The sequence below is a fragment of the Okeania sp. SIO2B9 genome (genome assembly GCF_010672505.1).
In the GTDB taxonomy this organism is placed as follows: Bacteria; Cyanobacteriota; Cyanobacteriia; order Cyanobacteriales; family Microcoleaceae; genus Okeania; species Okeania hirsuta.
Genome location: NZ_JAAHGK010000131.1, coordinates 1 through 9070 on the forward strand (window position 1 = coordinate 1; position 9070 = coordinate 9070).

The 9070-nt window shown below is 38.3% G+C and carries 8 protein-coding genes; 3 read left to right on the top strand and 5 right to left on the bottom strand.

Annotation, left to right across the window (positions count from 1 at the left end; genetic code table 11):
• Window positions 1-1539, top strand: a 1539-nt coding sequence (locus tag F6K13_RS07140; RefSeq protein WP_287287079.1) for a DUF2079 domain-containing protein, incomplete at its 5' end; no start/stop codon positions are given.
• A 420-nt stretch (window positions 1540-1959) separates the two neighbouring features.
• Window positions 1960-2223, top strand: coding sequence for a hypothetical protein (locus F6K13_RS07145; protein ID WP_124144407.1), 264 nt, complete (start codon window positions 1960-1962; stop codon window positions 2221-2223).
• A 433-nt stretch (window positions 2224-2656) separates the two neighbouring features.
• Here F6K13_RS07145 and F6K13_RS07150 read toward each other — a convergent pair whose 3' ends face one another.
• The 3 genes from F6K13_RS07150 to priA form a co-directional block, all read right to left on the bottom strand.
• Window positions 2657-3421, bottom strand: a complete 765-nt coding sequence (locus F6K13_RS07150; RefSeq protein WP_124144408.1) for an alpha/beta fold hydrolase — start codon at window positions 3419-3421, stop codon at window positions 2657-2659.
• Between the two features lie 390 nt (window positions 3422-3811).
• Window positions 3812-3937, bottom strand: a complete 126-nt coding sequence (locus tag F6K13_RS34950) for a PEP-CTERM sorting domain-containing protein (RefSeq protein ID WP_124144437.1) — start codon at window positions 3935-3937, stop codon at window positions 3812-3814.
• Between the two features lie 239 nt (window positions 3938-4176).
• Window positions 4177-6789: a primosomal protein N' gene (priA, locus tag F6K13_RS07160; RefSeq protein ID WP_124144409.1), complete on the bottom strand. Its 2613-nt coding sequence runs from the start codon at window positions 6787-6789 to the stop codon at window positions 4177-4179.
• Window positions 6790-6845: 56 nt separating this feature from the next.
• Here priA and F6K13_RS07165 point away from each other — a divergent pair, with 56 nt between their 5' ends.
• Entirely contained in the window at window positions 6846-7049 is a 204-nt protein-coding gene (locus F6K13_RS07165) for a hypothetical protein (protein ID WP_287287081.1), read from the top strand.
• A gap of 869 nt (window positions 7050-7918) precedes the next feature.
• On the opposite strand, the gene mutT is transcribed toward F6K13_RS07165, so the two are convergent.
• Together mutT and F6K13_RS07175 are read right to left on the bottom strand one after the other, a co-directional pair.
• Window positions 7919-8320, bottom strand: a complete 402-nt coding sequence (gene mutT, locus F6K13_RS07170; protein ID WP_124144410.1) for an 8-oxo-dGTP diphosphatase MutT — start codon at window positions 8318-8320, stop codon at window positions 7919-7921.
• Between the two features lie 72 nt (window positions 8321-8392).
• Window positions 8393-8734, bottom strand: a complete 342-nt coding sequence (locus F6K13_RS07175) for a DUF760 domain-containing protein (protein ID WP_124144411.1) — start codon at window positions 8732-8734, stop codon at window positions 8393-8395.
• Window positions 8735-9070: the final 336 nt, after the last annotated feature.

Sequence of the window (9070 nt, forward strand, 5' to 3'; positions counted from 1 at the left end):
TCCTCTTACGACCAAGGTATATTTAACCAGGTCTTTTGGAATAGTATACACGGTCGTTTTTTTCAAAGTTCTCTCTCTTCTGCTCTTTCTACAAATGTAGTTCACCAAGGCCAAGTACCAGAAGTATACTATCACCGCTTAGGCCAACATTTTACTCCAGCTCTATTATTGTGGTTGCCAATATATGCTCTATTTCCATATCCTGTCACCCTAACAGTATTACAGGTCACATTAGTTACTGGTGCTGGTTTAGTTTTATACATTTTAGCTAGGCACTATCTCCAGCCACCCTTATCAGCCATAATTACCATTAGCTTCTATTGTGCTAATGCAGTAATTGGCCCTACTCTCGGAAATTTCCATGATATTTGTCAGATACCTATATTTGTATTTAGCTTACTACTGGCAATGGAAAAACGCTGGTGGCCTCTATTTTGGATTTTAGTAGTATTAATTTTAGCTGTTAGAGAAGATGCAGGAGTAGTTTTATTTGGAGTAGGATTCTATCTAATTTTGAGTAAACGCTACCCCAAAATAGGTTTAGCTATTTGTACTTTCAGTTTTGTTTATATGGTAGCTTTAACAAATCTGATTATGCCCCTATTTTCCGAAGACATTTCCCAGAGATTTATGATGGAAAGATTCGGTCAATATGCAGAAGGAGATGAAGCTTCGACTTTGGAAATTATTTGGGGTATGATTAGTAACCCTTGGCGGTTAATAGCAGAAATTTTCACTCCATTTTTTGGCACTATCAAGTATTTATTAGGTCAATGGTTACCTTTAGCATTTGTACCTGCTGTTGCTCCCGCTTCTTGGATGATAGCAGGGTTTCCTTTACTGAAATTATTTTCTGCTCAAGGTTTGTCTGTACTGTCAATTACAATTCGCTACGCTATGACAGTAGTACCTGGATTATTTTACGGTGCAATTCTATGGTGGGGAAAGAGAGAATCAGAAGTTGAAAACTCACCACTGCCATCAGGAAAGTTTCGCCGTTTTTGGGTAATTTGTATTTGCTTGTCGCTATTTTTTACATTTACATCTAATCCTAATCGCACTTTTTATTTTTTAGTACCAGATTCAGTTAAACCTTGGGTTTATGTTCCCGCACACCAACAATGGCAACACGTTGGTAAAATGCGACCATTGTTAGGAAAAATTCCTGATGATGCAAGTGTGGCAGCAACAACTTATATTATTCCTCACTTATCAAGTCGTCGAGCAATTTTGCGGTTTCCTAGAATGCAATTTAGAAATGATGCTAGAGAGGTGGAAAAGGTGCAATATATTATTGTTGATCTGTGGCGGTTGAATAGATATCGGGTCGCATTTAAGAGCGATCGCCAACGGTTAGAGAAAATTGTACCGCGAATTGAAGAACTTTATAATTCTGGTGAATATGGAATTACTGATTTTAGAGATGGTGTGGTTTTGATGGAAAAAGGAGTAGTTTCTGATTTGGATGCTCTGGATGGATGGGAAAATTTCCGCATGAAGAAGGAGTCAGGAGACAGGAGTCAGGAGTCAGTCAAGTAGGTTGTGTTAGCGTTTGCGCAGTATTCCGCACCGAAAGCGTAACGCACCGAGATCTTTGAGATAGCTACAAACTATTCAACGGTGCGTTACGGCGCAACGTAATATTTGACAGTTCAACAGTATTTTGTAGTAAGCGCCTAACTCACCCTACTGTACTACTACGGAGGCGATGGCACTGACTCCTTAAATTAACAATGAGTAATCTTCTTGAAGAAGGCAGAAGGCAGAAGGCAGAAGGCAGAAGGCAGAAGGCAGAAGGCAGAAGGGAAAATTGTTTGGGATTCTAACCCCAAACAATTTTAAGCACCCCCGTTGACGGTGGGGTATTAAACCCATAAGGGAAAAGATAAATTTCAAATCAGATGAGGAGAACTTTTATTAGAAAAATTTGCTGCTCCTCCGGAAGATGTCTTAGGAGAATTGTCTTATTTTGAAATGGGAATTAGGCGTTTTTGTTACTGGTGCGATCGCCCCATCTTGATCGAAATAGGCAAAGAACAAATCAAAGTATTTTTAGACCCCGATATCTCTATGCTCCTGGAAGAAGATTTACCTACAAAAATCCACCAGTTATCGCGAGGGGAAACAATACGGTTAGAATTTGTTGATAGTTTTTGCCTCACAATAGAATTAGTACCTCTTGGCAACAAGGTTAACTGCAACTTACGATATTTTGGCTATTGAGATAGCAATAAAAACTTTTCTCTAGATAGCAGTTACAAACAATATTTCCTTGAGAGTAGGGAGTAGGAAGTAGGGAGTAGGGTGAAAAGAGGTAAGATATCTTGGTTTAATGCCGATAATCGTTATAAACATTACTAAACGATTATTATTACTTAATAACTGAAGTTCATCGGAAGTATAGCATTAATGCATGGTAATTGATATGAGACCTATTAAAAGAACAAGGTAAAGGAGAAGATGTAGAAAAAATCGAGAAAGCAATACAAAGAATTCAAGCAGAATCTTAAGAGAAATATAGGTAAAAAAATATAGCGGTTTGTGATTAATTTATATGCAAACCACTATTTTTTTGTTAGTTTTTCAGGCAAAGCATTGCTAATGCTACAGTTGTTATTGCCTTGATTAGGAAAACAGTGTCACCTTATCCATTAGACTATACAGCGAAAGTATCTACAAATACTGAACCTGTCGTGTTACCATTAATAGTTGAGAGTGATAAAGTAGTGTCGTCACTTTGCGGGAATGTGAACCCATCTAATAGATCGTTATACAATGTGTGAGCGTAGCTGTGATTACCTACAAAACTAAAGGAACCTGGTTGGAATAGATCGTCCCAGTTAATATATACATCTAAGTCAGCTAATGGGTCATCGTATCCCAATGTACTGCTTGTATGGAAAGCAACAACTCTATCCGCATCACTTGGATCTAAGCGATCGTCTGTGGGGTTAGCACTAGAGAACCAACCTCCTTCAAACTCAGGACCTGCTGGATCGAGACCAATAAGTTGATCGACTTCGCCACTTCGTTCGCGAAATTCTTCTCCTGCTTCACCCATCACATGAGCACCTAAACTGTGACCGATAAGAGTAGTATCGGTAGGATTAACACCTTGACTCAACAAATAGTCTGCTACCTCAACTCCCACATCATCAACTCTATCAGCAGCAGCAAAATAATTGAGAGTATTAGCGCCTTCTTGCCAATCTACTAACAAAATGTTAGCATCATTGCCTTCCAAATCTCGTATATTTTGTGCCATTTCTGACATCCAACTTTGAGGGGTGAAATTATTACCTGGATTTCCACCCGTACTTTGGAAACCATGTACGATTACATAAGTAGGATCGCTTGTGTCTATAGAGCGTGAATTATTTAATCCCCCATTATCCCAAGTATTAAAGAAAACATCTACCATATTTTTAGTTTGTTCTCATGTATAAGTGTTTACTGAAAATATTATGCTTTGTGTTGAGTTCCATTTTGGAACTGCTACAATAGTCCTACAAACTTTTGCTGTGTAAGCACTAGCTATTGCTAGGCAAAAAAGCTAGGAATTATGGCTATGTCCAGTTTTGATGGATTTTTTCCATCTATATTATTTACAAGTTTTTTATAGCATTTTCAGGACGGGGGGCAAATATGCGTTGAAAAGGCTATATGTAGGGATTAATGTCCTTCGCTATCACTATATTTAGTTTCCGTGCGTAAGTTGTGAAAATATAAGTAGAACTCTCAAAAAAAATCAAGCAAAGATTTAGAAGCTGAATTCCGTGCTTGATAAGTTAGCTATGAGAAATTTTTCTTGTTATTTTTTCTGCTGCTTTTTTCGGGATAAGGCTGCGATCGCAACGGTGCCTGCTATTCCTAAGAGTGATGATGGTTCTGGTGTTGATTTAGGGTCAGGTGTTGATTGAGTATTAGTGGTAAACAGGTAAGCTGAACCACTGTCTTCTCCGTTGTCTTTGTTATCAAATTCCTCCCTATCCTATATGCTCCCCCCCCAGGTGTCAACTACATTTTGCCTACTTCATCAAATCTTCATAATACTTATGTTCGATAAACTAAATAGGAGGCCCACCACAATCCCTGAGATTGCTTCCCTCCTCTCCGTTCCAGTCGCAATAACTTACAATAACTAATAGTCCGAAGTAGTTGCGCAAACTAAATTTATCACAAACTCATCGGATCGACATCCACAGTTAAACTTACCGCTGGCGGGCAAAAATTAATCAACTTAGTCAAATCGGGTACATCCTCACATCCCGATAATAATTTTAACAAAATCTGCCACCGATAACGATTAGCGACTCTAGCAATAGGAGCAGGTGCAGGCCCCAATAAATCGTATTTTCCTGCTTCCGCTTTTTCCATTAACACACTTGCTAACTTTTGAGCAGTTACCGCTACTTCAGTCGGGTCATAACTACTCAAACGCAACAAAATTAACCGCCCATAAGGAGGATATAGTAACTCTGCTCTCGTCTGTAATTCAGTCTCCACAAAAGACTCATAATCATTACGTTGCACTGCTTGAATCACAGGATGTTCGGGAGTATAAGTCTGAATAATTACCTGCCCCGGATTATCTCCACGACCAGCACGTCCCGCTACTTGCAACAATGTTTGAAAAGCACGTTCATTGGCACGATAATCTGAAAAATGTAGTAACCCATCGGCAGAAACAACTCCTACTAATGTTACTTGGGCTAAATCTAAACCTTTGGTCAACATTTGAGTACCAATTAATAAATCTGCTTCTCCATTAGCAAACTGAGTTAACAATATTCGATGTGCATCTTTGGTGCGAGTAGTGTCGCTATCATATCTAATACATCGTAAATCGGGAAATTGTCTAGTTAACTCTTGAGTTACCTTTTGAGTACCACTGCCAAAAAATTTAAAAAAAGGAGAATCACATTCAGGGCAACGTTGGGGTTGTAGTTGAGTGTAATTGCAGTAATGACAACGTAACAGTTGAGTCCCCCCTTCGTGAGTATAATGATAGGAAAGTGAAACGTCGCAATGGGGACATTCCATTACATAACCGCAACTACGACAAGATACAAATGTGCTGTGACCGCGACGGTGGATGAATAAAATGCCTTGTTGTTTTGTTTCCTGTAACTGTTGCAGTGCTTCTTGTAGAGGATAGCTGAACATTGTCCGGTTTCCCTGTCGCAGTTGTTGGCGCATATCCACTATTTCTATAGGTGGCATTGGTCGTGAGTGGACGCGCTCTGGTAATGACAGGTAGTAGGTTTTAGGTGTTAGGTTTTGGGTGTTAGGTTTTGGGGAAACATTTTCATCTACATTTTCTCCTAGATTAAGATCTCCTTGACTCAAGTTTTCTGGGTGGTATTCTCTTGTTTCTAACCAACTTTCTAAAGAGGGTGTTGCGGAACCTAATATTAATGGGCAGTTTTCGAGTTCAGCTCGCCATTTTGCTACGGTGCGAGCATGATAACAAGGAGTGGGGCGGTCTTGTTTGAAACTATTATCGTGTTCTTCGTCTAATACAATTAAACCTAATTTTGGTAATGGAGCAAAGATGGCGGAGCGAGTGCCAATAATAACTTGAGGAATACCCCATGTCATATTACGCCAGGTATCGTAACGTTCCCCCGGAGACAGAGCGCTATGGTAAACGTAGACTTTGTTTCCGAAACGAGCGCGAAATCTATCGGTCAGTTGGGGTGTTAGACCAATTTCAGGAACAAGTACAAGAGCAGATTTGCCATTTTCCAGGATGGGAGCGATCGCCTGTAAGTATACTTCTGTTTTTCCAGACCCCGTAACTCCATGCAACAGCACTTGAGCAAATTCTTGTATTTGGGTAATAGTTGTTAATGCTTCTGCTTGATATGGGGTCAGTATTTTGATTTCATCTCTGATATTGCCTCTACCCTCTTCTCGTCGCAACACCTCCTGTGCTTCTATGATGACATAGCCTTTTTCTTCTAGTTTTCTGACCACAGAAGAATTAGTTTTGCAACTGTTAAGCAATTCAGTTAACCATGTTTCCCCACCGTTTCGCCGTAGTACTTCCATTACTTCTTGTTGACGTGGGGTTAAATCTCTCGGTAAGTTTTGAACAACTAAAGTTACAGCTTGTCTCAATTTTGGTTTTGGAGGAGAAGGAGGTTCGAGATAACTTTCTACCCAACCTCGTTGGAGTAAATCTTTTAATCCTCTGTTAGCACTTTTGACTTGACGTTGGATATATTGCCAGGTGTAATCTTTGGTTTTAGAATTTTGCAGAACTTCCAGAATTTTTTTAGCGGTAGCATTGAGAAAAATTTCTGCACCTGTTGGTATTGCTTCTTCTATAATGCGGATGCGTCGTTGACTACGTTTGAGTAACCCTGGTGGTAGAGCGGTGCGAATAACTCTAATAATAGGTGTTTGATAATAACTAGCAACTTTTTCTATAAGTTGCCAATAAGTGGGAGGGAAAAAACCTCTAGTAATAATGTCCGATACATTTTTGATGCGATCGCTCGTTAACCCTTCTGGTAGTTGGGAGGTTTTGCGAATGGCGATCGCCCCTACCTGTTGACTGCCAAAGGGTACTGTTAAAATGTCTCCTGGTTGAATGTCCAGATCGGGAGGTATTTTGTAGGTAAATAACTTTTCCTCATCTTCAGCATCATCTGTTGAAGTTTTGAAAGGAACATCAACTAAAACTTCCACCCACTCTTGCGACTCTTGAGGATGGTTGTTCATGTAAGACGATCCAGGTTCAGCCAATATTGGTTTTGAGAGTGCTTGAGTAGTTTGGGACATTTTGCCAAATTAACTAGAGGACAAGTAGGGTGTTTTGCTAATGTATCTCCCTAAATTTGTTTGCACTAGCTTACTATATCTGGCAAGATTTTGCTAGCAACGTCATGGATGTTTTAGGGAAGTTCCATGGTATGAAACATTTATATAGTATTCGGATAATTAGTTATCGTATAACTCAGGAGTCAGGAGAAAGGAAGCAGAAAGGAAGCAGAAAGGAGGGAAAAATCTGGGGATATTCCGGCATTTTATGTGTGCATTGAATGGAAGTAGAGAGTGCGATAACTATATAACCGGATTTTATATTACAGCAGTTTTCGAGTTGATCAGGTACAAGGTACAAGGTACAAAGTTTTATGCTTTTAGGGAATAGAGAACAGGGAACAGCGGTGCCACCCCGCGTCAGCGACAGACGCAAGCGGTCGGAATCCGTCTTTTGCTCCCGCAAAGCTCCGCTTTATATGTTGCAGAGCAAAAGGTAAACTACAGACAAAATATAAGTATCTTTGAAGTTTAATAATTACAGACTTAATAACTGTATTCTATGTTAATGAAAACTGCTATAAAATGACGGTTATTTAAGTTTTTATGGATAGATATAGAATCAGAAATACTGGGCGATCGCTCTGTTAAAATTATAGCGTTAGCGGAGCTTTGCGTCAGCAATCGCTCTATTTGCAATGCGCCATATATAGTGTCTTTCCCTAAGTCCTGACTATTTATCAACTCAAACATCAATTATTATCCAAATATCTAGTATCAGAGCTCAAATATCCTAGGCGTTGGTGATGCGTGGTTATGATTGTGCTTGAATGGCAATTGTCTAACTATTAACTGAAAAACATTTTATATTTGGCTAAATTTAGGTTTCATAGCTTGATTCACCAACGCCATATCCTACAATTAAAATGACGGTTATTTAAGTTTTTATGGATAGATATAGAATCAAAAATAGTAGGTGATCGCTGACAAAAATCATAGCGTTAGCGGAGCTTTGCGTCAGCAATCGCTCTATTTACCATGCGCTATATATAGTGTCTTTGCGTAAGTCCTGATGTATTTAATTTAATTGCTGAATTTAATTGCTGTAAATATGTCGGCGACAGTCGAAACAGACCGTAGAGCATGTCAATTAATGTGGATTTTTTTTCAGAGCAGTAATAATCTGACTATTTGCTTGAGGAAATGTAAATTGCTCGATATTATCTAAAGTTACCCACTTAAACTCATCACATTCTATAGTTTTTGGTGTTCCCCGCAAATAGCGACAATGATAGACATGAAGTGTTACTTTAACTTCAGAATAACTATGTTCTATAGTAATTAAATGTTCTTCTACTGCAATCTCAATTCCTAACTCCTCTAAGATTTCTCTTTTAATACAATCTTCTATTGTTTCCCCTGCTTCTATTTTGCCACCTGGAAATTCCCATAAACCGCCAAATGCACCCCCAGGTAGTCGTTTATCAATTAAAATTTGTCCTGCTTCATTCCAGATGACAGCAACACCAATTAACTTATGAGGCAATATCATATTTTAATCTTTTCTATTTCAAACAAAAATCCCCTGGTTAATTAACCAAGAGGACGATCAAAACTTAATTAATTAACCTTCATTATTGCTGATTTGATTTCCTGGCAAAGATTTTTCAAATGTCATTCTCTGTTCAGCATTTCTGAGAAAATAACCACTGATCATTGCTGAAGCTAATAACTTACCTAAATTTTCTCTACTGGTTGTTACACTTACATTAAATTGTTCTGAGGGTAGATTGCCTAAAAGTCCAACAATGTTTCTTTCCATCACTTGAAAAACTTCTTGAGAATTTGGCTTTGATAATTGAGAAACTGTGTCTGAACTCATAGATTGGACATATTCCCAGAGTAAATTACTTCCTTCTGAACTTTCTTCAAAAAACTCTCGGGTTTGATTTCTTCTATTGGTCACTTTACTAACTCCGTTTCAGAAACTTTGTTTATATCGACAAATCAAATGTGGTTGATTGACTTAACCACATAATATATTGGGGTTGTTAATATTCTTACTTCCTATAAACTAATGTAACAGCATAATTGTCACATCAAAGTAGATATAACCGAAATTATTACTTCAGGTATTTCCAATGTCCATTATTTAAAAGCTAGCTTAAAATGTGCGTAGAAATTATGGCAGCTAGAATATTAACCATTGGTTGGGACAAAATTTGCATATCATTTTAATAGGCTCTATAAGTATATATTATGTAATAATACATTTTGAAGCTTTAAATGTCAATATAACTCA

Bases quoted from the DNA above. Each gene is read 5' to 3' on its own strand.
- F6K13_RS07150 (WP_124144408.1), bottom strand. From the start codon at position 3,421: ATGGTAGATGTTTTCTTTAATACTTGGGATAATGGGGGATTAAATAAT.
- mutT (WP_124144410.1), bottom strand. From the start codon at position 8,320: ATGATATTGCCTCATAAGTTAATTGGTGTTGCTGTCATCTGGAATGAA.
- priA (WP_124144409.1), bottom strand. From the start codon at position 6,789: ATGTCCCAAACTACTCAAGCACTCTCAAAACCAATATTGGCTGAACCT.